This is a genomic window from Chitinophaga lutea (assembly GCF_003813775.1).
GTDB classification, from domain to species: Bacteria; Bacteroidota; Bacteroidia; order Chitinophagales; family Chitinophagaceae; genus Chitinophaga; species Chitinophaga lutea.
On record NZ_RPDH01000001.1, the window covers coordinates 2,960,998 to 2,984,952 of the forward strand.

19 protein-coding genes and 1 tRNA gene are annotated in these 23,955 nt (G+C 52.1%); 14 read left to right on the top strand and 6 right to left on the bottom strand.

Features of this window, described 5'->3' with window-relative positions:
- The first annotated feature begins 164 nt into the window (after nt 1–164).
- Nucleotides 165–2,771, top strand: a complete 2,607-nt coding sequence (locus tag EGT74_RS12000; RefSeq protein WP_123846735.1) for a DUF7133 domain-containing protein — start codon at nt 165–167, stop codon at nt 2,769–2,771.
- Between the two features lie 90 nt (nt 2,772–2,861).
- On the opposite strand, the gene EGT74_RS12005 is transcribed toward EGT74_RS12000, so the two are convergent.
- Nucleotides 2,862–2,933 (bottom strand) — tRNA-Glu (locus EGT74_RS12005).
- Between the two features lie 196 nt (nt 2,934–3,129).
- Here EGT74_RS12005 and EGT74_RS12010 point away from each other — a divergent pair.
- The 4 genes from EGT74_RS12010 to EGT74_RS12025 all read left to right on the top strand — a co-directional run bounded on the left by EGT74_RS12010 (nt 3,130) and on the right by EGT74_RS12025 (nt 10,160).
- Nucleotides 3,130–3,660, top strand: coding sequence for an RNA polymerase sigma factor (locus EGT74_RS12010; RefSeq protein ID WP_123846736.1), 531 nt, complete (start codon nt 3,130–3,132; stop codon nt 3,658–3,660).
- A gap of 234 nt (nt 3,661–3,894) precedes the next feature.
- Complete coding sequence (locus tag EGT74_RS12015; protein WP_123846737.1) at nt 3,895–5,040, top strand: FecR family protein; 1,146 nt, start codon at nt 3,895–3,897, stop codon at nt 5,038–5,040.
- A gap of 69 nt (nt 5,041–5,109) precedes the next feature.
- The gene (locus EGT74_RS12020) at nt 5,110–8,481 is read left to right on the top strand and encodes a TonB-dependent receptor (RefSeq protein WP_158618108.1); all 3,372 of its coding nucleotides are present in this window, start codon (nt 5,110–5,112) and stop codon (nt 8,479–8,481) included.
- Between the two features lie 17 nt (nt 8,482–8,498).
- On the top strand, nt 8,499–10,160 hold the full coding sequence (locus EGT74_RS12025; protein ID WP_123846739.1) for a RagB/SusD family nutrient uptake outer membrane protein: 1,662 nt from the start codon (nt 8,499–8,501) through the stop codon (nt 10,158–10,160).
- 10 nt (nt 10,161–10,170) lie between these two features.
- Here EGT74_RS12025 and EGT74_RS12030 read toward each other — a convergent pair whose 3' ends face one another.
- Nucleotides 10,171–10,563 (bottom strand): winged helix-turn-helix transcriptional regulator, encoded by a 393-nt coding sequence (locus EGT74_RS12030; protein ID WP_123846740.1) that lies wholly within the window; start codon nt 10,561–10,563, stop codon nt 10,171–10,173.
- 89 nt (nt 10,564–10,652) lie between these two features.
- On the opposite strand from EGT74_RS12030, the gene EGT74_RS12035 reads away from it, so the two are divergent.
- The 5 genes from EGT74_RS12035 (at nt 10,653) to EGT74_RS12055 (ending at nt 15,724) form a co-directional block, all read left to right on the top strand.
- Complete coding sequence (locus EGT74_RS12035) at nt 10,653–11,393, top strand: 3-oxoacyl-ACP reductase family protein (RefSeq protein WP_123846741.1); 741 nt, start codon at nt 10,653–10,655, stop codon at nt 11,391–11,393.
- Nucleotides 11,394–11,498: 105 nt separating this feature from the next.
- On the top strand, nt 11,499–12,584 hold the full coding sequence (locus EGT74_RS12040; RefSeq protein ID WP_123846742.1) for a fatty acid desaturase family protein: 1,086 nt from the start codon (nt 11,499–11,501) through the stop codon (nt 12,582–12,584).
- A gap of 436 nt (nt 12,585–13,020) precedes the next feature.
- Nucleotides 13,021–13,866 carry a hypothetical protein gene (locus EGT74_RS12045; protein WP_148089623.1) on the top strand — a complete coding sequence of 282 codons (846 nt, stop codon included), beginning with the start codon at nt 13,021–13,023 and terminating at the stop codon, nt 13,864–13,866.
- Between the two features lie 147 nt (nt 13,867–14,013).
- Nucleotides 14,014–14,904, top strand: a complete 891-nt coding sequence (locus EGT74_RS12050) for a hypothetical protein (protein WP_123846744.1) — start codon at nt 14,014–14,016, stop codon at nt 14,902–14,904.
- Nucleotides 14,885–15,724: an RteC domain-containing protein gene (locus EGT74_RS12055; RefSeq protein WP_158618109.1), complete on the top strand. Its 840-nt coding sequence runs from the start codon at nt 14,885–14,887 to the stop codon at nt 15,722–15,724. The genes EGT74_RS12050 and EGT74_RS12055 overlap by 20 nt, the downstream gene beginning before the upstream one ends.
- A 247-nt stretch (nt 15,725–15,971) precedes the next feature.
- Here the strand turns inward: EGT74_RS12055 and EGT74_RS12060 are convergent, their stop codons facing one another.
- On the bottom strand, nt 15,972–17,021 hold the full coding sequence (locus tag EGT74_RS12060; RefSeq protein WP_123846746.1) for an aminotransferase class I/II-fold pyridoxal phosphate-dependent enzyme: 1,050 nt from the start codon (nt 17,019–17,021) through the stop codon (nt 15,972–15,974).
- Between the two features lie 75 nt (nt 17,022–17,096).
- Here EGT74_RS12060 and EGT74_RS12065 point away from each other — a divergent pair, with 75 nt between their 5' ends.
- Together EGT74_RS12065 and EGT74_RS12070 are read left to right on the top strand one after the other, a co-directional pair.
- The gene (locus tag EGT74_RS12065; RefSeq protein WP_246008193.1) at nt 17,097–18,671 is read left to right on the top strand and encodes a beta-N-acetylhexosaminidase; all 1,575 of its coding nucleotides are present in this window, start codon (nt 17,097–17,099) and stop codon (nt 18,669–18,671) included.
- A gap of 28 nt (nt 18,672–18,699) precedes the next feature.
- The gene (locus tag EGT74_RS12070) at nt 18,700–20,541 is read left to right on the top strand and encodes a M1 family metallopeptidase (RefSeq protein WP_123846747.1); all 1,842 of its coding nucleotides are present in this window, start codon (nt 18,700–18,702) and stop codon (nt 20,539–20,541) included.
- A 222-nt stretch (nt 20,542–20,763) separates the two neighbouring features.
- On the opposite strand, the gene EGT74_RS12075 is transcribed toward EGT74_RS12070, so the two are convergent.
- On the bottom strand, nt 20,764–21,204 hold the full coding sequence (locus tag EGT74_RS12075) for a hypothetical protein (protein ID WP_123846748.1): 441 nt from the start codon (nt 21,202–21,204) through the stop codon (nt 20,764–20,766).
- A gap of 132 nt (nt 21,205–21,336) precedes the next feature.
- A complete protein-coding gene (locus EGT74_RS12080; RefSeq protein ID WP_123846749.1) occupies nt 21,337–21,672 on the bottom strand; it encodes a hypothetical protein in 336 nt (111 codons plus the stop codon).
- 31 nt (nt 21,673–21,703) lie between these two features.
- Here EGT74_RS12080 and EGT74_RS12085 point away from each other — a divergent pair, with 31 nt between their 5' ends.
- Together EGT74_RS12085 and EGT74_RS12090 are read left to right on the top strand one after the other, a co-directional pair.
- Nucleotides 21,704–22,825, top strand: a complete 1,122-nt coding sequence (locus EGT74_RS12085; protein WP_123846750.1) for a FecR family protein — start codon at nt 21,704–21,706, stop codon at nt 22,823–22,825.
- Between the two features lie 172 nt (nt 22,826–22,997).
- Nucleotides 22,998–23,585, top strand: coding sequence for an RNA polymerase sigma factor (locus tag EGT74_RS12090; protein WP_123846751.1), 588 nt, complete (start codon nt 22,998–23,000; stop codon nt 23,583–23,585).
- Here EGT74_RS12090 and EGT74_RS12095 read toward each other — a convergent pair.
- Complete coding sequence (locus tag EGT74_RS12095; RefSeq protein ID WP_123846752.1) at nt 23,562–23,945, bottom strand: response regulator; 384 nt, start codon at nt 23,943–23,945, stop codon at nt 23,562–23,564. The genes EGT74_RS12090 and EGT74_RS12095 overlap by 24 nt on opposite strands.
- Nucleotides 23,946–23,955: the final 10 nt, after the last annotated feature.

Below are 23,955 nucleotides of genomic sequence, written 5' to 3' on the forward strand. Positions count from 1 at the left end.
AAGTTGATTATGAATGACAACACAACAGGGACGTCAAAATACAATGGATAATTACAAATATTGTTGTGTTACGGGAAAGGCTGCTTTTGCAAATTTGTATTGGTTCCTATTCCCGAACGTTGTTTTGAGAACCGGTTTTTAAAATAACCAATGATATACCTCATATGACACGAAACCTTGCCATCACATTTCTCCTTATCCTGTTTGCATTATTTGTGTTTCACTGCACCACCACGAAGCAGTATACCAGTGCTCCGGCCCCGAAGCGGCATTCATTGCCGAGGGATTCGGCCGGCAGGATAGTGGTGCGGTCAAATCCCGCTGGAACCTATCTCTCACCACAGGAAAGCCTTGGTTCGATATATGTACCGGAAGGGTATCACCTTCAACTGGTAGCCAGCGAGCCGATGATCAAAGAGCCGGTAGCGATCGCATGGGATGGCAACGGCCGCATGTTTGTTTCCGAGATGCTCACCTATATGCAGGATGTGGACGGCACCCGAGAAAATGATCCGGTGTCGAGGATATCGCTGCTGGAAGATACGGACGGGGATGGTGTGATGGACAAAAGCTCCGTGTATATTGACAGCCTGCTGTTGCCCAGAATGATATTGTGTGCAGGCAAACAATTGCTGGTCAGCGAAACATATACAAACAATATATGGGCTTACGAAGATCTGAATGATGACGGGAAAGCGGACAGGAGATCGAGGGTATTCGGGAACGACAAGCCCCACACGGGCAATCTGGAGCACCAGCGCAGCGGATTGATCTGGAACCTGGATAACCGGATTTATGTTACTTACGAAAATCTCCGGTACCGGTATTCGCGTGGAAAGTTGCTGGCAGACACGATGTTTACCGGTAGCGGGCAATGGGGGGTAGGGAACGATGATTACGGGCGGCTGTACTTTTCTTCGGCCGGTGGCGAAGTGCCGGCTTACGGTTTTCAGATTAATCCGTTCTATGGCAGCTATGACGTACCCGGTCAGCTCGACGGAGATTTTAATGCGGTTTGGCCGGTTATTGCAACGCCGGATGTGCAGGGCGGTGCGCCGAGGTTGCGCCCCGACAGTACCCTGAATCATTTTACCGGATGCTGCGGCCAATCCATATTCAGAGGTACGGCCCTGCCGGATGATTTAAAGGGAGATCTGTTGATTTGCGAGCCGGTTGGCCGGTTGATCCGGAGAGCGAAGGTGGACAGTCGGAACGGTATCCGGGCTTTAAGAAATGCGTACCGCCAGGAAGAATTTATTACATCCACGGATATGAATTTCCGGCCGGTGAATACAGCTACCGGTCCGGATGGTTGTTTGTATATCGTGGACATGCACAGAGGCATCATCCAGGAAGGTAACTGGACAAGGGCGGGCAGTTATTTGCGGCCGCAAATATTAAAAAGGGGCCTGGATAAAAATGTTGGTCACGGCAGGATTTACCGGTTAGTACACGACGACTTTCAACCAGGTTTCAGGCCGGAGATACTCCGGGCGCCGGCGAATCAGCTGGTAGATTATCTGTCACATGCGAACGGATGGGTGAGGGATAATGCGCAGAAGGAACTGGTTGTAAGGGGCGAGCGGTCTGTTATACCTGCTTTACGAGCGATGGCTGGCCATCATCCCGTTCTCCTGGCCCGTTTACACGCTTTATGGACGCTGGAAGGCCTCGATGCAGTTGATATGGATGTATTGGGAAGCGCATTGAAAGACACCAGCGGGCAATTGCGGAAAGCAGCCGTGAATATAGCAGAGCAGTTTCTGAAGAACCGGGATGAGAATGTGTTGCGGTTATTGTCGCCGCTGGTGAACGATCCGGATGAGGATGTTCAGACGCAACTGGCCGCCACGCTTTCTTATTATGAAGGAGGCGGCCCGGGGACATTGCTGGAGAAGCTGTTGGCCAATACGGGGCAAAAGCGGTTGAAAGATATTGCCGGCCTGGTGGAAAAAAACAGGAATCAGAAGTTATATGGCGTCAATCTGGCTGGCCTGGCCGATGACCAGAAGAAAGTTATCCTAAAGGGCAGGGAGGCATTTCTGCAGGTTTGCGCCACCTGCCATGGGAACGATGGCAAAGGTATACAGATCGGGGGGAATCCCATGCCCGCCCCGCCTTTGATTAATTCAAAGCGAGCCGGGAAAAGGGATGCGCTGATCGGTATATTATTGCATGGACTGACCGGCCCCGTCGACGGAAAAACTTACCCGGACGTTATGGCGCCCCTCGGTGCGGCAAATTCGGATGAATGGGTGGCTGACGTGCTGAGTTACGTGCATTACCGTTTCAGGCCTGGCGGCAGCAACTTTGCGGTTATCGGTCCGGACGAGGTAAAACGAATCCGTGCAATGACACAGTCGCGCACAGAGATGTTTACAGTGAAAGAATTGGATAGCCTGAAATTTGTGACGACCGGCGGAAAAGAAAAGGCGCCAGCTGCTATTGCTGTTGCCAAGAAGAAAACGGAGACCACAGTTCCCTCGGTGAAGGCTGCCGACCCTGTCGCGGCAGAAGCAAAGCGGTTGCTGGCTAAACAGGATTGCAGTGCCTGCCACAAACCGGCGGTAAAACTGGTCGGCCCTTCCTACAAAGCTATTGCGCAAAAATATCGCAGCACGGATACAAATATCCACAAACTGGCCGCGAAAGTCATTTCCGGAGGCGTGGGTAGCTGGGGACAAGTCCCGATGCCGCCGCACGCTGCACTCAATGTTACAGACGCAAGAAAAATCGTCCGTTATATTTTAACGATTCAGGAATATCAATAATAAGGATTGAATGCGGGGGAGCCTTGTTGAGGCTCTCCTGCCATGTTTGAAGCAATAAAAAAGCGCCGTCATTTGACAGCGCTTTTTTCGTACCGCGTACGGGAGTCGAACCCGTCATTCCTCCGTGAAAGGGAGGCGTCTTAGCCGATTGACCAACGCGGCATTGGTCATTTTTGGGATGGCAAAGGTATAGTTTTTATCAAATAATCCAAAAATATTTTTCAAAAATCCCCGTACCGTGTATTCCATACGCAATCCGCCCGTTTGCCATTTATACAGATTTACCTATCTTTTCGCTGAATTGACGCAATCAACCAACATAATTCCACAACTGTTACACGATGTTGCAACGGGCAGTATGCCGGCCTTTCGCCGGTTATACGAACTGCTGGCCGGAGACCTGTTGCAATACATCCGGTTGTTCACCGGCAACCGTGCCGACGCCGAAGAAATCCTCCAGGACGTTTTTGTGAAACTTTGGGAAAAGCGGGAAACGCTTCCCGATATCCGCTCCTTCCGCAGTTACCTTTTTAAAATGGGGCGTAACCATGTGCTCAATTACCTGCGCAGTGAGAAAAAATGGGAAACGCTCCCCGCCGAAGACCCCGTGCTTATCCAGCCGGATCCCGCTGAAAAAGCGATCATCAAAGAATATTACCGCATTGCCCAGGATGCCATCGATCACCTTCCCGAACGCCGCAAACAGGTATTCCGGCTCCGGGAAGAGGATGGTCTCTCCCTCGACGAAATCGCCTCGCTGCTGGGTATCTCCAAATCCGCGGTAAAACAGCACCTGTACGCAGCCACAGCCCATATCCGGAAGTATCTGCAGCAATATGGCGTGAGCACCGTGTACCTGCCGCTGTTCTGTACTTATCTGTACACCTGAACGGCGTCATTTTGCAGGGTGTCCATATCCCCGGAAAGTTTAATTGGTCCCCCTTCATTCAACAAGAATTCGCCCCGGAAACGGTCTGTTTGCGCGCGGTTGTCTCCTGGCTGAAGGGGAATCCGTAGCGTCTCTCTTAGCGCTCCCGAAAACTTTTTTCCTCCCCACCTGTCCTTTTCGGAAAAATCCGTGTCTTCCTCCTAACTGCGAAGCTAATCTCGGAGTACACACGTTATGACAAAAGAAGAGGCCCTTCAGTTTATACGGAAATTCCGTTCCGGGCAATATGCACCGGAAGAACACGCCGCATTCCGCGAATGGCTGAATAGCCTGCCGGCAGAGGAAACGGAGGAGCTGATGGCGGATTTTGCCCATCCTTTCCTCGCGGAAGAAGCGCCAGCCGTTGCGCCGGAACTGTCCTGGCAGCGCATCGAAGCCCGCATCCGGCCGGTACAGCGCCGCCGCTGGCCTTTATACGCTGCCGCGGCCGCAGTATTGGGAATCATCGCCGCCGCGTCTGTCTGGTTGATGCAACCCGTTCCCGGAAAAATACAGCCCACGCAAGCAACAGTCCATACCGTGCAGCCTGCAGCCAACAAAGCTGTGCTGACACTGGGCGACGGTAGTCTCATTACGCTCGATAGTGCGGCCAACGGCCAACTGGCCCGGCAGGGGCAGACCAGCGTCCTGAAATCAGGTACCGGTCAGCTGCAATACGATCAGCAGGGGCCCGAAGACGCCGTGCAGTTCAATACACTGGCCACCCCGCGTGGAGGACAATTTCAGCTGGTGTTACCGGACGGCAGCAAAGTGTGGCTCAATGCCGCTTCGTCGCTCCGCTTTCCGACCGCCTTTCACGGTACGGAGAGGCGTGTTGAGCTGCAGGGGGAAGCATATTTCGAAATCGCCCACAATAAAAAAATGCCCTTCAGGGTCACTACCGCCAACGATCTCACCATCACCGTACTGGGCACGCACTTTAATGTCATGGCCTATGCCGACGAATCCTCACTCAAAACAACCCTGCTCGAAGGCTCGGTGCAGCTGAACCGGGGCGGCACCACCCAATTGCTTAAACCCGGGCAGGAAGGGCGCCTCCATAAACAGAGCGGCACACTGTCGGTAGCTCCCGCCGATGTAGAAGAAGCCATCGCATGGAAAAACGGCATCTTCCAGTTCGAGCATGCAGATATCACCGCCATCGCCCGCCAACTGGCTCGCTGGTATGATGTGGATGTGGTGATCGCCGGGCCGTTGCCGCAGAAAAACTTCGTTGGCGTCATGAGCCGCAACGCACCGCTGGAAAGCGTGTTGAAAGTGCTCGGCTCCACCGGCGTACAATTCAAACTGGAAGGAAGAAGACTCATCGTAACGCCTTAGATACAACTCCACAAACCAAAACTTTACCACGTTATGCCAATTCGATTTAACAGAAAAATGCTGTACGTTATGAAATGGACCGCCTTTTTAATGCTGGTTGCCTGCCTGCAGGTACATGCCGAAGGATTCGCGCAACAGATCACGCTTTCCATGAAAAAAGCGCCCCTGAAAAAAGTCTTCCGCGAAGTGCAGAAACAGACAGGTCTTTCTTTCCTCTGCGACGGAGACCTGCTGAAAGCCTCGGGAGAAACAGACATCAATCTCGTAAAAGGCTCGCTGAACGACCTGCTCAACCAGTGTTTCGACGGTACGCCTTATACCTATTCCATCATCGAAAAAACAGTGGTGATCAAAAAAGCTGCCGTTGTTCCCTCTCCGCTGCTGCCGGTGCAGGATACTTCGCGCCACCTGACCGTAAAAGGACGCGTGACGGATACCACCGGCGCTCCTTTGCCGGGTGTGAGCATCCGGCTGAAAAACACGCAGCGCGGTACTGTTACTTCGGGCGATGGATATTTCACCCTCACCGACGTACCGTCCGACGGCCGGCTGCAGTTTTCGGCCATGGGCTTCCGGGCCATGGAACAGCCGGTAAGCAGCCGCAGTGTGATTAACATTCAACTGGGAGAAGATAACAAAGGCCTTAATGAAGTGGTGGTAGTAGGGTATGGTTCCATGAAAAAAGCGGACCTCACGGGTGCCGTGGGCACCGTACAGGCGGAAGACCTGAGCAAAGTGATGAGCACCAACCTGGGGCAGGCCATCCAGGGGCGCGTAACCGGTGTGCAGGTGACGCAAAGCTCCGGGCAGCCGGGTGCCGGCGCCGACATCAAAGTACGCGGTGTGGGCTCGGTGAAGTCGGGGAACAGCCCGCTGGTGCTGGTGGACGGTTTTGTAGGCAACATGAATGATATCGATGCGGACGATGTGGAATCGATGACCGTGTTGAAAGATGCCGCCGCCGCCGCTATTTATGGTGCCCGTGCGGCGAACGGCGTCATTCTCGTAACCACTAAAAGCGGTAAGGCCGGCAAACCGAAAATCGATCTGAAGGCGGAATACGGCTGGCAGTCGCTCACCCGTAAACCCGACCTGCTCAACGCCCGCGAGTGGGCGCAGCGCCAGAACGAAGCACGCATCTATCGCGGCAAAACGCCGTTCTGGGTAGGGGCACAGGCGCCTGAAACCATTACCCACAGCACAGACTGGCTCGATTATACTTTCCGGAAAGTGCCTATGCAGGATTATCATATCGGCATCAGCGGCGGGTCGGAAAAAACAAAATATTCCATCGGGATGGGGTATGTGGACCAGGACGGGGTGCTCATCGGCACCGATTTTAAAAGAGCCAACATCCGCCTCAACCTGCAGCAGGAACTGAGCAAACGTTTCCGGGTAGGGATCAATGCCGCATATATCCGGAGCCGTTATAACACTACCCTACAGCCATATTCAGCCAGCAGGCCGGCCGGTCTCGTAGCCGTGATAGCCGCTCCGCCAACCATTCCCATTACCAATCCAGACGGCCTGCCCGGCACGGCACGTCCGAACTTCCCGGGAGAGAACAACGATATTTATGTGCAGCGCTTCACGCCCGCTGTTGTTCATAACAACTTCGACAACTTTTCAAGGGTAAGCCGCATCCTCGCGAATGTTTTCCTGGAAGCGGACATCATCAAGGGGCTGAAGTACAGGTTCGTGATCAATGCGTCGTCCATCAACACATTCAACCAGGACTTCGAACGCAAGTGGGCCGTGTATGCGCCGGACGATGTGGAGCATAAAAATCCCACCGGCCAGAACGCTACTGCCAACCTGCGGAACTTTTCCTCCGAAAATACCGTTTGGGAAATGCAGCACCTGCTCACGTATAACCGCACTTTCGGGCAGCACAGCATCAACGCTTTGCTCGGCGTGTCTGCCGAAAAGGGGCTGGGTAATGAGTTTGATGCCACCAAGCAGGGTTTCCCGAGCAACGACCTCACCGTGCTGGACGCCGGCAACGTAATGTCGGCCATCAACGGCAGCGTGAGCGATTATGCGCTTGCTTCCCAATTTGCAAGGCTGGGCTACTCTTACAAAGACCGGTACCTGTTTCAGGCCAATGTGCGGCGCGATGGGTCTTCCGTTTTTATGCCGGGTAAACAATGGGCTGTATTTCCTTCTTTCTCTGCCGGCTGGCGGGTGTCTGAAGAAAATTTCATGAAAAAAGTGCCCTTCATCAGTAGCCTGAAACTTCGTGCCAGCTGGGGGCAGCTCGGCAATGCCAATATTCCTTCCTATGCCTGGGTGAGCCGGCTCGATGTGAGCGGCGGCTACATTTTCGGCAATCCGCAAACGAGGGTGCCGGCATTTGTGACATACCAGATGACGAACGAAAATGTGAAATGGGAAACCACGACAACCACCAACTTCGGGATAGACCTCGGCGTACTCGATAACCGCCTCACCCTCGAAGCGGACATCTACGATAAACGGACCACCGATATGCTGCTCGATGCCACCATTCCCTTCTCCGCCGGTTTCCGCGACGGGCCCGTGGTGAACCTCGGCGAAGTGAGGAATAGCGGATGGGAGCTCGCCCTGCGCTACAACGATCAGGTGGGCGATTTTCATTATGGTGCCGGCATCAATCTTTCCCACAACAAAAATGAACTGACGGACCTGGGCGGCGTGAAACCCTGGGTGACCACCGCCGTAAAAATGGATAAAGGCCTGCCGCTTTACAGCTACTGGGGCTACGTGGCAGACGGTATCTGGAGAACAAAAGATGAGATCGCCAACAACCCCCACGAGCCAGGCGATGTGCGCCCAGGCATGCTGCGCTTCCGCGACCTCGACGGCTTCGACAGCAAAGGCAAGCTCACGGGTAAACCCGACGGGAAAATCGACGATGCGGATAAAACCGTGATCGGCAGCTATATGCCGAAATATGTGTACGGTTTTAATGTTGATCTGTCGTGGAAAGGATTCGATCTCGCGGTTTTTTTCCAGGGTGAAAAAGACAAGGGCATGCTCATTGAAAATGTATTCGGTGGAAACGGGGAAGGAGAGAGTTTCAATGTAGACCGCTTTTACTGGGACAACCGCGCCATCATCGGCTCCGACGGTAACGTGGTGAGCGGCACCACGCCTGCTGCGGGTGCGGTGAAAGACGATAAGATCTTCAACAGCTGGCAGGTGAAGGATGCCTCTTACCTGCGCATCAAAAACCTGCAGATCGGTTATTCGATCCCGTCAAAGCTGGTGCGCAGGGCGAATGTGCAGTCCGTTCGCCTTTACCTGAATGCGACCAATCTTATTACCTGGACGGATTTTATCGGGTTTGATCCCGAAATGAGGCCCACAGAGCCCGCCAACGTAAACGTGTTTTCCCGCGGCGGCGTGGATGCTTATCCTGTAACTAAAACGGTGGCGATCGGCGCCCGTGTCATTTTCTAACGTCTCAATCCAAGAATATGCGTATCAAACGTTTTATAATATTGCTCGCAGCAGCGGTAAGTATGCAGGGATGTTCAAAATTCCTGGAATCGTACCCGAAGAATAATTTATCGACCGGGACCTTCTTCAACACGGAAGAAGATTTCACCAACGCCGTTAACGGCATTTACGATGCCTGCCAGGACGGCCGCGCGCTCGGCTTTTTTCCGATGATAGATATGGCTACGCCCTTTGCCTTGAGCGGGGTTACGCGTTTCGGGCAGTTTCACAACGGCCTCATCAATCTCACCGCGGGGTATGAGATGTCGCAGACCTTCTGGACCTCTTACTACCGTATTGTTTTCCGCGCCAACCTAGTGCTGGAGCACATCGACAACCCGGAGGCGAAGATTTCGGATAAGGTGCGCAACAGGGTGAAAGGCGAGGCGCTCTTCCTCCGTTCGCTGGGGTATTTTTATCTCACCAACCTGTTCGGGGATGTACCGCTGGTGCTCAAAACGCAGTCGTACGAAGAATTGCAGGTTCCTAAAAACCCCAAGGCCGAAGTGGTGAAAAGAATCGAAGACGATCTGAAGGAAGCCGCCACGCTGCTGCCTTCCGTGACCGAGTACCGCGCCGATAAAAAGATGCTCGGGCGTGCCAGCAGAGGCGCCGCCAAAGCGTTGCTCGGCAAGCTGCTGGTGTTTGAAAAACGCTGGGCCGAAGCGGAAACGGTATTGAAAGGGCTCATCAACGACAACGAATATAACCTTGAGCCTGTGTTCTCCGATCTCTTCTGGCCCGAAAAGGAAAACGGGCAGGAGTCGATTTTTGAAATCCAGTTCAGCGACCTCGCCGGCGAAGGTAACTCCATCGTACGTTTCTGCGCCCCGGCCATCGCTTCCGGCATTTCCGCCGCCGGGTTTAATTACATCAATCCTACAGAATATTATTCGGACAAATTCGAAACGCTCGGCGGGCACACCGTACAAAGCACGTTCGTGAAAAGAGAGCTCGAAGGCGCCGCCTACCGCCGGTTTTATACATACACCTCCGGCGATCCCGCCTACGACGCCGCCAAACCTTACGACAAGCGCGACCCGCGGCTGAAATGGACCCTCTGGTACGAAGGCACACCATACATTGCCGAATTCCAGGCCCGTTCCGGTCAAAGTAATATCACCTATAAACCGAGCTACGCCGTCGAAACCAATCACAATACGGTGAAATACATTGTAGGCAAGCTCGATAAAACGGGCACCGACAGTCCGCAGAACCTGGTGATACTGCGGTATGCAGATGCGCTGCTCCTCTACGCCGAAGCGTTACTGGAACAGAATAAGCTCGCGGACGCAGTGGTGTACATCAACAGGGTGAGGCAGCGCCCGAGCGTGGCCATGCCCGCTGTTGCGCAGGTAGAAGTTGCACAAGGCAAAACCATTACGACCGATCAGACGAATCTGCGCAAATATTTACAGGAAGAACGTTACAGGGAACTGGCGTTCGAGTGGGGGCACTTGTATTTCGACATGGTGCGCTGGGATGTGTTGTCGGCCGAGATGGTAAAATATTGGACGGCGAAAAAAGACGGTGGTGCAAATCCTGCTCTTACGTCCTACAGCAAACATTATTACAAATGGCCGGTGCCGGCAGAGGAGATTGCGCGCAATCCCAAATTGGAACAAAACACCGGTTACTGATTTTCAATTATCAAGAAACGCTTATTTCACGGCTGGTATCTACCAGCCGTTCTTTCTGTATACGCTGATGGTTTCCCCAGTCAGACATGCACATCAGCATCGGTTCGGTGGAAATACCTGCCGGCGTTAATTCATATTCCACCCTGGGCGGTACCTCCGGGTAAATGATACGTTTCACCAGCCCGTCTTCTTCCAGTTCCCGCAGCTGCGCTACCAGCATACGCTCCGATATGCCGTTGATGGAGCGGCGCAGTTCGTTGTAACGCATTCTGCCGTTGTTCAGCAAAGTAAACAGTATCGTGGGTTTCCACCGCCCGCCGATGACAGACAGGGTGTAAGCCATCCCGCAATTGCGGAGTATGTCAGCCTCGTTTCGGGCGTTGGTAGACGCTTCTTTTCTCATACTTACTTTCTTGTTAGTACTTAACAATTTGAACAGTACTTACAAATCTAATGCCTCTCCGTTAGCTTTGCAAAATAAAATCAAAAGAAATGGGAACACTTACCAACAGAACAGCTTTAGTTACAGGCGGCAGCCGCGGGATCGGCGCGGCCATCGCCAAACGTCTTGCCCGCGAAGGAGCCAATGTGGCCATTACCTATCACGCATCCGCCGAAAAAGCGGAAGCGGTGGTGGCAGCCATTCAATCTTACGGTGTGAAGGGCCTGGCCATCAAAGCAGACAGTGCCGATCCCCAGGCGGTTATCAGTGCGGTGCACAAAACGGCAGCCACGCTTGGCGGCTTGCATATCCTCGTCAACAATGCCGGTATAGGGTTGTACAAAGAGCTGAAAGACCTGACGCTGGAGGACTTTGACCTGATCACAGCCGTAAATGTGCGCGCCGTTTTCGCCGCCTCGAAAGCCGCGCTGGATTATCTTGGGAAGGGCGGTCGCATCATTCACATCGGCAGTTGCCAGGCAGAACGTATGCCCACGCCCGGAGGCACGTTATATGCCATGAGTAAAACAGCCATTACGGGCCTTACTAAAGGTATGGCCCGCGACCTTGGCCCGTTGGGCATTACGGTGAACAACGTACAACCCGGCCCGATAGATACGGATATGAACCCTGCGGACGGTCCGTTTGCCGACTATGAGCGTTCCATCATGGCGCTGCCCGAATTTGGAACAGGCGAAGACATTGCCGCCCTGGTGGCCTATCTCGCCGGACCGGAAAGTGCTTATATGACCGGCGCCAGCCTTACGATCGATGGCGGTACCAATATTTAACAATACTTAAAGGTTTTCAGGCACCTATATATTAGGGCAAACCGGATATTTTGCCTAGTATTACACAATTGGGTATCTACCTGCAACTGTAATACAAGTGAACTTATGCCAAAGGTGTCTTTCAACAATAAAAACGCCCTATTCTTTCCCTCCCTTAAATCAGCGGTGGAGGATTATTTCAAGTCTTCTCAAAAGGAAAAAACCGGTAATCTGCATCTGTACCTTAAAACGGCGGTGCTGATACCTGGAGCTATTTTGATGTATGTGAGCCTGCTGGTGTTTCCGATGCCTGCGTTGGCGGGGATTCTGCTCAGCGCAGTATTGGGATTTGTGCTGGCCTGCATCGGCTTTAACGTGATGCACGATGCCTGCCACGGCAGTTATTCCGGGAGAGGATGGGTGAACGAGACCCTTGGCCTGACATTGAATGCACTGGGCGGCAACGCCTTCATCTGGAAACAGAAGCATAACATCATCCACCATACTTACACGAATGTGGACGGAATGGACGACGATATTGCCAAAAGCCCGCTAATGCGGCAGTGCAGTTCGCAGCAATGGGTGCCGATGCACCGGCTGCAGCATTTTTATGTAGTGCTGGTGTATGGAATTTCTTCCTTTGCCTGGGTATTTATCATGGATTTTGCCAAATACCTGCAGCGCAGGGTCAACAGAACGCCATTGCAGAAAATGAAGGCGGCCGATCATGTGGTGTTCTGGATGAGCAAAGTGCTCTATGTGTTCTTTTATATCGCGCTGCCGATTTATGCCGTAGGGGCGCAGGCCTGGGTGGTTGGGTTTATTTCCATGCACCTGGTGATGGGTTTTACGCTGGCCATCGTGTTCCAGCTGGCGCATGTGGTGGAAGAAACATCTTTCGAGGTAGTGGGAGATGATGATCTGCAGATTGAAAACGAATGGGCTATTCATCAGATTAAGACCACGGCCAATTTTTCGCCGGACGATAAAGTGATTTCATGGCTTGTAGGCGGGTTGAATTACCAGGTGGAACATCATCTTTTCCCCCGTATCAGCCATGTGCATTACCCGGCCATCAGCAAAATTGTGGAGGCCAAATGCCGCGAATTCGGTTTGCAATATAACAGTATGCCTACGATGATGTCGGCCGTTCGCTCGCACTTCCGTTTCATGCGGATGCTGGGGATGAAACCGGTGCCGGCCGTTTCGTAAAAAAATTTTTCATTAACAGAAAGCCGCTCTTACGGGAGCGGCTTTTTTCATGCCTTAATCTCGACTGGAGGGTTATCATTAATCTACACATCCCTTAAAGAAGAGTACAGGAGCGTGGCCCGCACGTTTATACGATGCATATTCCAGGTGGGCAGGGTGAACGCAGCGAAAAAAAATGTAGCGGCAGGGGAAATTAACAAAACCGTTAACGGATGTTTAACGCGGCTACACGTTTATTTTCTAAAAATTGCGGCTTTCCTGCCGACCCGGCGGGCTGTCTGTGAATTGCCGAAAGCCGTTGTGATAGTAGCGTTTTCCTGTTTTTGAAAAAAAAACAACCATGTGTTTTCACCCCTGATATCCCGGTGGATAGTCTTTTTAATAGGCGTCTTATGTTTTCCCCGCCGTTCAATGGCCACTGATACCAAAACAACGCATGATGAACAAATTGAACCATTTGATCTATGAACATTTCGCACCGGGTGTTCTGATCAACTCGGCCGAGAAAAGACATACTTACCTGCGGGAGGTAAAGGCCGAAAAAATGAAAATAACCGCAACCCTCCGCGAACTGTCGCAGCAGCAGGCGCCATGGAATTATAAGGCCCAACTGCTCCGGAAGTATCAGATCCAGGTGGTGGTACTGCTCGATGAACTGGAGGGATATAGTCATAATGCAGACCCTGCTGTGCAGTCGTTTTACACCGAAGCCACGGGTATCCTTGAAGAACTGATTGTTGGACTGGAGCAGCATTTCCCCGAATACCTGGCCCAGGATATTTTTATGCCGAAGGGGTACCTGCGGCAGGTTGTGCTCCAACTGGAAGAACGTTTCAGGGAAACGGAAAAATATCTTTGCGGCCGGAAAGTAGACAAAGCGCTGCTGGAGCTGGTGTTCAAGCCACTCAGCCACCAGCATATGATGATCACGTTCGGAATGGTGATGTATTATCGCCGCCTGCTCGCTGAACTGAAAGAAAATGTGCACCCTTACATCACCGATCTTACGGAAAGGGTGCATTATACATTGTACCAGTATAATTTCAACTCGACGGAATATTTTATGTACTGCACTAATCAGCTGCGCAGGAAAGTAATTCCGCTCCGTACCCTGCAGGAAAAAAAGGCGTTGTTGTCGTGGTACGAAAAAGAACTGCAGCATATGAACAGCCACGGTGTATCACTTTTCCCCGGGAAAGGGGGGCTGCGCGAACAGATGCTGGCATGGCTCAAAGAAGAAAAACACTGCATGCAGCAATTGCTCACCACTTACGAATCCTGATGCGCCCCATCATTTTGCGGTTAGCCCACCATTGAAAAAATAAAAAAAATCTCACACCTGTGAGTATGATGGGAATTTATTTAAAATAATAATCTCAATTTTATTTTAACCGAATTCGGTTGAAATTTTTGTTTGTTGCCTGCATGTATGGATACATTGAATCAATTGATCTCCGTGCGGTTGCGCCCGGAATGGCTGGTGAACAACCGTCTGCGTATTTACCGCGAACAGTTACGGGAGGAAAAAATAGAATTGACACGGCAGTTGCTCGACATATTCCGGTCCCCGGCGGGGCGGCGGGAAAAGGAGGCCATTGTGCAAACCATGCAACTGAACATCATACAATGGCTTGATCGTTTGCATGTTTACCGGAAGGCGCTCCCGGAGATGGCAGACCGTGAGCGGGCGCTGTTTTACCTTGAAGCGGAAGGGCTATTGCACGATGTGCTGGTTGCGCTGGAGCAGCATGTGCAGGCATATCTGTCGCCGCATCTGCCGTTGCCTTTCAGTTATGCCACCCGGGTGAAGCGGCAGTTGCAGGTACGGTTGCATGAGCTGGAGTTGTTGTTCCGCGCGCTGGAACTGGATGAGCGGCTCGGAGAACTGGTGCTGCGGCCGGTCAGGGCTTTTTTATTGAGCCTCGATGGGCGCCAGTACTTCGGTTCCCTGTTTTATTTCCGCGATCTTATGACACAGCTGCAAATCACCGGCATACTGCAGCTGGCGCATCCGGCTGAGTTTCAGCTGCAGGTACACGCTATTCTTATTCACTTTAATTTTAATGCCGTTGAATATTACATCTATTGCATCAGCCGATTGGAAGCCTTATTAACCGGTCACAGCTTCCCGCGTGACAAAATCAAACTCCTCACCTGGTACATCATCACCCTGCGCCGTCTGCCGCTGAAAAAAACGCCGGGCTTGCTGCCATCCATGCCACCCATTGTGGAACAGTTGCAGGAGTGGATGCTGGAAGAACGTATTTTCCTCCGGAATGCTGACCCCAAAAACGTCCCGTATGAGACAAGCCCTTTTTGAATTGCAAACCCGCTTGGAAAAGGATTTGACCGAGCTGGAAGCAACCACGCCCAATTTGTTGAAGCGATTTTTGATGGGCGCTGAACTGGCCGATCGGGCAGGGGAGGAACTGAAACGATGGGCAGGTCAGCATGATTTTGCATCAGAAGAAGAGGAGATTTTTTTCTTCAAATACATACAGCCTGGAATTCTCAGCAGGAAGATCTATTACAGCCGGTTGTTCCGGCTCGAAGCCGGCCGGCCGAAGATTCTGCGGGAAGACTACAGGAAATTTCTGTTCAGGGAGCTGCAGCGGATTGATATGTTCTTTGAGGAACACCAGGCATTACATCTCTATGTCAGCAGCGGCGCTACCGATAAAGACGAACAATATTTCCTCCGGAACAGCAGGTATAATAATGAGTATCCCGTCGATCTCGCAGGCATGCTGGACACCCGTTTTTGTACCGTTACCTCTTTTAAACTGGCAGAATTGATGGGGCTGCGGGACGTGGGCGATTATATCGCCGGAAAGCTGGAAAACTGGACCGGCCCGCTGCAACTTTCGCCCAAGCCCAGATTAAGATGGACGGATTCCAAAACAGATCTCGTGGAGCTGGTGTATGCGTTGTACAGTGCCGGAAGTTTTAATAACGGGGTAGCGGAACTGAAACAGATTTTTGAATGGTTGGAAAGCTCGCTGGAAATAGATATAGGGCATGCATACAGCCATTTCCGCGACATCCGTATGCGTAAAAAGGAAATCGCCATTTTTTTGTCCCGCCTGCGAAGCAATTTGCTCCGGCGGATTGAAGAACTGGGAGAGAGAACAATAGATTGATTTCTCCGTAGATGGTTACCTTGCTGTTGTTGTGGCTATGTTAACTTGAGGGTGGTCTAAGGGTTTTTCCTGCTAGGTGCACTACCTCGTTCTTTAGGGTGGAACCAATGAGGGGGGATTGGACTATTGTTCTCGAAATGTGAGTACGCCCCGTTTGCCAGAAATATTGCTGAGAGCAGTGTATCATTGCTGCTGCACGGCGTGTGTCAAAGCATTAGTCAGGGTTCAGGAAATGATCGCTTCTGCATCATTGCTTCCGCACCGCATCAGCCACTTCAGCAAGCGCATCTCCTAACCCCGGTTGATCCCACACTGCGCCCAGCGCCACTCTTACGTACCGGTCCGATCCGCTTACCGTAAACTCGGCGCCTTCCGGTATATCGATCTGCCGGCTGCGCAACTGCCGGGTGAGTTCCACGGGCTTCGGAACTTCCAGCCAGAAATGGAAACTGCCAGGAAACATATCATAATGCAGCCCCCGGAAAATGTTGTTGCATTGCGCATGCCAGTGCCGGCCCGCTTCCTGTTTCTCGAGAATAATTTCTGCGAGTTGCCCGTTTCCCATGATGCGAAGGCCAAATGCCATGAAAAGCAGCGATACGCCACTCGTGGTCAGCCTTACCAGGTTGTCTACGCCCTGCAGCACGCCTTCGGGATGCAGCAGGTACGCGCTTTTCACCATAGGGTTAAAAGCCTTGGACAGGCTGTACACATGCAGCGTCCTTTCCGGGACCACCTGCAGGAACGACGGCGGCGGATCCGGGTGAAGAAAACGGTAGGCATCGTCTTCAATGATATAAACGTCCCTGAACGAGCGCACCACATTGGCAATCGCCTCTCTCCGGGCTAAAGGCATCACGCTGGTGGTAGGATTATGAATGGTGGGCTGCAGGTATACCAGTTTACAGGACCGCTCCTGCAAACAGCACTCCAATGCTTCGGGTAGTATGCCGTCCGCATCGCTTTCAATGGGATTGAGCCGGTAGCCTAAATGAGCGGCGCCCATCTTAAAACCAGGAAAAGTATAAGGCTCACAGGCAATTTCGGGTGTTTTGTCGCGGAACCACGACAAAATGCAATACACACCGTTATTGGCACTGGGCAGCGGAACGATCGAAGTCGATGCATCAGGAGCAGACAGCCACTTCCGAACGATAGCAGCGCCATCGTCGGGCAACATCTGGTAAGGGGGATGCAGCATATCCCATTTCTGTCCGGCAGTCAACGTCTGGCAATACGCCTGGAAAATGTCCGCCTCCCGGGGCACGGACGGGTAGTTCAGCCTGAGGTTCAACATTCGGGCAATATAGTAAATATACCCTTACAGGAAGATTATTATCTTTAGTCTCTTAATATAAACAGTTGTTGTACTATGATAAGAACTTTGCCGCTCCTGCTGGCCTTTTTGATGTTCAGCCGAATCGTATCCGCGCAATCGCTTTGTCCCATTATACCCATGCCGGCGCAGGCTGAAAAAACCGGCGGGGATTTTTACCTCACCGACGAAACGCCCCTCATCGCTGCTTCACCCGCAGTGCTGCCGGAGGCGCAGGTGCTGCAGAAACAGCTGCTGAAATTCACGGGCATCAGGGTGGCCGTCCAGCCGAAAAGTAACCGGCCGGCCATCACCTTACGGCTGGAAAAAGGTAATAACCCGGCTGCCTATACTTTGGAGATGAGCGCGAAGGGCGTGACCGTTACTGCCGCTTCCGGCGAAGGGCTGGCTTACGGCCTCACTTCATTTTTACAGCTGGCGCGGAAAGCACAGGGTAAGGAAAGCGGCATCAGGGTGCCCTGCTGGAACATCCAGGATGCCCCGCTCTACCAGTGGCGCGGCTTTATGCTCGATGAGTCTCGCCAGTTTTTCGGTAAGGCGGAAGTCAAAAAGATCTTAGACGAAATGGCGTTCTATAAACTCAACCGCTTTCACTGGCACCTCACCGATGAGCCGGGCTGGCGCATGGAGATCAAACAATATCCCCGCCTTACCCTGGTGGGTGGCATCGGTAATTATCACAATGCTGACGCTCCGGCTACGTATTATACACAGGATGAAATCGAAGAAGTGGTGGCCTACGCCAGCGAACGCCATATCACCGTGATCCCTGAAATCGATATGCCAGGCCATGCTACCGCGGCCAACAGGGCATATCCCCAGTTCAGCGGCGGCGGCTCGGCCAAACATCCCGAGTTTACTTTCAATCCCGGTAAAGAAGAGACATATCAATATCTGACCAATATCCTGAAAGAAGTAAACGTGCTTTTTCCTTCCGGCATGATCCATATCGGTGGCGATGAAGTGAGCTTCGGTTCGGAAAAATGGAAGACAGATCCCGCCGTTCAACAGCTTATGCAGAAAGAAAAGCTTTTCACGCTCGAACAGGTGGAACACTATTTCATCAAAAGGATGGCCGACTCCCTCATTCAACTGAACTCGATGGTATTGGGGTGGGACGAGGTAACAGCCGCTGCGCTGCCGGCCAAACAGACCATGGTGTTCTGGTGGCGCCACGATAAGCCGCAGCAGCTCAAAGACGCTATTGACAAAGGATATAAAGTTGTGCTTTGTCCACGCATTCCGTTTTATTTCGATTTTGTGCAGGACAGCAGCAACCTCGTAGGCCGGAGATGGTCGGGTGCTTTTGCCCCGCTGAAGAGCGTGTACAATTTTTCTGCTGCCGCGCTGCCCGCCCCCATCAATGGGAAAAGCCCGCTGATTGAGGGGATTCAGGCAAACCTGTGGACGGAAACCGTAAGCTCCACGCAGCGCATGCATTACCTTACTTTTCCGCGTTTGATCGCCCTGGCGGAAGCCGCCTGGACGCACCCGGAAAAGAAAAACTTCGAACAGTTCGAAAAGCGGCTCAAAGACGCGTTGCCCCTGTTGAAGCAACAAGGTATTTATTACCTCGACACACCAGTCAAAACACCTGAACCCATCCGATAATATTGAATCATACATCAAAACCTGCCACATGAAATATGTATTGTTTGCCGGCGTGGTTATCATAGCGATGGCCTGTAACCAGCCGGCCGATAAAAAGAAGGATACGGCAACCGCAGAAGTAAAAGACCGGCATACCCTGTCGAATGCAGACAGCGTGACGCCGCAGCACCTGGACCTCGACATCCGGGTGGATTTTGCAAAGCACCAGATCAGCGGCCTAGCCACATGGACTGTGCAAAACAAATCCGGTGCTTCCGTATTGCAGCTCGATACCTACGATCTCACGATCGATAGTGTAACCGTGAACGGTAATAAAGTCAGCCACAGCCTCGACTCCGCTGTCGCCAACCTCGGCAGCCGTCTCAACATCCCTGTGGATGCAGGCGCCAAACAGGTCGCCATCTGGTACAAAACCGCTCCCGGAGCCACCGCGCTGCAATGGCTGGAGCCTTCGCAAACGCTGGGGAAAAAACATCCTTTCCTTTACACCCAGTCCGAATCCATCTATGCCCGCACCTGGATCCCCTGTGCCGACGGCCCGGGTATCCGCTTTACATACAATGCGCGGGTAGCCGTTCCGAAAGGACTGATGGCGCTGATGAGCGCAGAAAACCCGCAGCAGCGGAACGACAGCGGTGTATATCATTTTAAAATGGAACAACCTGTACCTGCATACTTGATGGCGCTGGCAGCCGGCGACATCGCCTTTGCCTCCGTCGACGCCCGCACAGGTGTATATGCGGAGCCTGCTATGCTCGAAAAGGCGAAGCACGAATTTGTCGAAGTCGGTAAAATGGTGACCACCGCCGAGTCGCTGTATGGCCCATACCGCTGGGGACGTTACGACGTGCTGGTGTTGCCGCCCGGGTTCCCGCTCGGCGGCATGGAAAATCCCCGCCTCACCTTCTGCACGCCTACCATTATTGCGGGCGACCGCTCCCTTGTATCGCTCATCGCACACGAGCTGGCGCATAGCTGGAGCGGTAACCTGGTGACCAATGCCACTTGGGAGGATTTCTGGTTGAACGAAGGATTTACGGTATACTTCGAGCGCCGTATTATGGAAGCCATGATGGGCGCCGATTACGCGGATATGTTATGGGAGCTGGGATATCAGGATATGGTTGAAACGGTAAATGAGCTTGGAAAAGACAGCAAAGACACCTGGCTGAAACTCGATCTCTCCAATCGCCACCCGGACGATGGCCTGAATGACGTTGCATATGAAAAAGGAGCGCACTTTCTGCGGCTGATCGAGCAGAAAACCGGCCGCGCCAAAATGGATACTTTCCTGCGGAGCTATTTCGATACGCATGCATTTAAAACCATGCACACGGCCCAGTTCCTGCAATACCTGGATGAGCATCTGCTGAAGGGCGATACGGCTGTGAACGTAAAAGCCTGGGTCTACGGGCCCGGTATTCCGGATAATTGTCCCCGTGCTCCTCAGAAGCGCTTTGAAAAAGTAGACGCCGAACGTGCGCGTTTCCTCAGCGGAACCGCTCCCGGCGAACTTAACACCGGAGGCTGGACGTCGCACGAGTGGCTGCACTTCCTGCGAAAAATGCCCAAACCCTTATCTGTAGCCCAAATGGAGCAACTGGATAAAACATTCCGTTTCACGGCCACCGGTAACAGTGAAGTGGCCGATCTTTGGTTTATTATGGCAGTGGCCGCAGAATATACGTCCGCGTATCCCAATATGGAAAAGTTCCTCAGCGAGGTAGGCCGCCGCAAGTTCCTCACGCCGTTGTATACCGAAATGATGAAAACGCCCAAAGGGCAGGAAATGGCCAAAAGGATTTTCGCTCAGTACAAACGTAATTATCATCCGCTGGCCCAGGAATCGTTGGGCAAACTGGTGAAATAACGCGATGGCCGAATTGGTTCCCGTGTATGAAAATGTGGGGATTCGAAGCGAATGCTTTGTGCAATGTCCACAATCCCCAAGGGAGTTTCACGACCGGGCAATCGCATCGTCATCCCTCGAAAAAGGTGTCGGTTCAAACGAAGAGCGCTATGCAGCGCGACCATCAATAAAAAAGCGGGTGCTCCCTTCAGGGGCACCCGCTTTTTTAGACGGAAGAAGAGGTTATGATTTTTTGAGTTTGTTGAGTACTGACACGCTGCCGTTTTCGTCGCCCTTCAGCACCGTCCAGTGGGTTTCACTTTCGAGCGTGATCACATAACGGGTCGTGTCGTCGCTTACATATTCCACTACGTTGCGGATGGCCTGGTTGGGGAATTTTTTAATGAGGCGTGTGATCACGGCGGTGGGCAGCTGTGAGTCGGAGATATTGCGCGACACGGCCAGCAGGGTGCCTTCCTCGTCAAAATGAGCCGTTATTTTGGATGCGTTCAGGGCAAATTTGGCCACAAAACTGTTGTCGGTTTTATACCAGCTTACATTGGCGATGTTACCGAATTCTTCGCGGAAGCCATTCAGCACTTTCGCGTTATCGATGGTGTTGTCTTTTGCAAAGGTTACGTTTGCGGCAAAAACGATGGCGAGGAGGAAAAGAAGCTTTTTCATGATAAGAAGTTTTATAAGTTTTTTAATTTTTTCGTGTCTGATGATGATGTAAAATTAGCCCGGGATCGGTGGCAGGTCAAGCGAATAGGTAAGAATGGAGCGGATGAAAGGCTGCTGTTCTAAATCGGACGGTTAACGGACACCGTTATCTGTAGCGGGTTTCGGGCGAAAGGGGGCTTCAGGGGCACCGTATGTCCGACGATGGTGGATGCGGACAACCGGCTGGACAAAAACGCCCGTTTTCAAAAACGGACACTTTGTCTCAAAATCGAACATTCCGGGTCGGGTAACGTTAATGAGTGAAGAGTTATGCTTATGAAAAATGGGGCTGTCCGGAAGGGTGGCCCCTTTCACAGACTGCTTTTCCACATCCTTATTTGCAAAATCGTTAACGGAAAATGCCCGCACATCCCTATTCGAGGCCGGTTTTAACATCTCCATTTCACCCTTTCCCTGTTGTTTATTCATCTTGTATGTAATCCCCATAAGCCCCTTATAAATGGATAAACACTACATACAGGAACTTATTCTGAAAGATCACTACGGTTTGCTGACCCCCGAAGAGCAGGATGAGTTTGAAATACTCGTGGAACATTATGATGAAGTGAAAAAGATGCGGGAAGAACTGCGCAGCGAAGTACCTGTTGAAGAAGCACGCAATGCCATCACTGAGTTTGACCCGGACCAGAGCTACCGACATATCATCGCCATACGCAGGGCGCGCCAGATCATCCGGAAAAGGAGGCTGCGGCAGTTTGCCGCGGCATTACTGCTGTTGCTCATTGGCAGTGCATATATACTGGTCACACCCGCCCGCCGCGCCCCGGCGCCGTTTGTGGCCGCTCCTCCCCATGCCGTGAGCCTGAAACTGGCTGGAGGCCAAACACTGAATCTGGGCGACAGCAGCCGGCGGGAGATCAGCCTGGGCAATGCCGTATTGAACCATCACAACAGGCAGCTGAGTTTCAAAACCGGCAACGGCGGCGGCGTAAAAGGGTGGAATACACTGACTGTACCCCCGGATCAGGATTTTAAAGTGGAGCTGGCCGATGGCACCACCGTGCACCTCAACAGCAATTCGACCCTCCGGTTCCCGTTCAGCTTCGACAGCAAGGCGAGAGAAGTGTTCATTGAAGGGGAAGCTTATTTCAAAGTGGCCAGGGATGCCCACCGCCCGTTTATTGTCCATAGCGGTGTGACGGTGATCAAAGTGCTCGGCACGGAATTTAACATCAACGGCTATCTGCCGGGCCGGATTATTACTTCACTGGTGAACGGGAAAGTGACCGTTCATGCAGACGGGGAGCAGGTGACACTGCATCCCGGCAGCGAGGCCATCACCCGTACCGGTACTCCCATTAAAGTTCAGCCCAACGGTCCTGAGGCGCTGCTATGGCGCGATGTGGCCTATTACTCCGAAAAAAGCACCGTTGCCGAGATAGCCGCCCTGGTAGCCAGGCGTTTTAATGTCAAAATGATGATCGACAACCCCGCTGCCAAAAACAAAACTTTCCGGGTAAAATTGTGCCGCGACCAGGATCTGGAATCGTTCATCCAATGCCTGAACGAAACAACCGTAGTTACACTCCGGTGGGAAGACGGTATCCTCCATTGTCAATAAATGGCTTCCGTAATTCTAAATTCTTTCTTAACTTTACGTTAACAAGCAGGCCTTTCTTATTTGGCTTTCTTTACAACACCTACTCATCTGAGTGTTCATTTTCTCTCCTTCGAAGCATTAGGCATATTCCCGGACATACCTTTATTACTAATGCATGTAATTGAAATCTTTTATGGAAGACGCGGAGATCTTACAAGGGTTGGCTGACCGCCAGGAAGCGGCATTTACCGCCTTACATAACAAATATGCAAAATTACTGTTTGCGAGGGCTTATCAGTTGCTGAAGAACCAGGCCGATGCAGAAGAGGTCGTGCAGAGTTTTTTTGCCAATCAGCTGCTGCCGTTCAGGAAATGGAGCACGGTGCTGGATTTGAAAGCCTACCTGCGGCGAGGTATTTACAATTGCTGTCTCATTATGATGGAGCGGGAGAAAAAGCGGAACAACCGTACGCAGCGATTTTTAGCGGAAAAATTATCCGCTTTCCCGAACGCAACGGAACAGGTGGTGGTGCAGCCTGAAATGAAAACGTACGAGGCGGCGATGATTCACCAGGCGTTGTCGTCATTAACAGTTCAGCAACGAACCGCCATGCGCCTCCTTTATGTGGAAGGTTTCCGGTACAACGATATCGCACGGGCGATGAATATCACGGTCAACTCTGTAAAAACACACCTGCGGCTGGGCCGCAAACATATGCAGCAGTACAAAGAGTTATTTCAATCGCTGTTGTGCCTGTTACTTTTCATTCACCTCTTCTAAAACATCGCGGATCTTCTGTACATAAAACGCGAGTTGATCAGGGGTAATGGGTTTCCGGTGATAAATATGCGCGCCGAGATATAAAGTCTCCGTTTTAAATTCATCTGTTGCGTCTGCCGTGGTGGCAATAACAGGAATATGCATAGTGTCCGGGTCCTTCTTCAGGATATCCAGGCAGTCGGTGCCGATCATATCGGGTAATCCCATATCCAGTATAATAAAGTCCGGCATCTCCCGCCGGGCCGCTTGAATGCCGCTCATACCCGTTTCACAGGTGAAAACGTGCAACCCCATTTTTTCCAGATATTTTTTCAGATACAGCTGATAAATAGGTTCATCTTCAATTACCAATACCTTCATATTGCGCAAG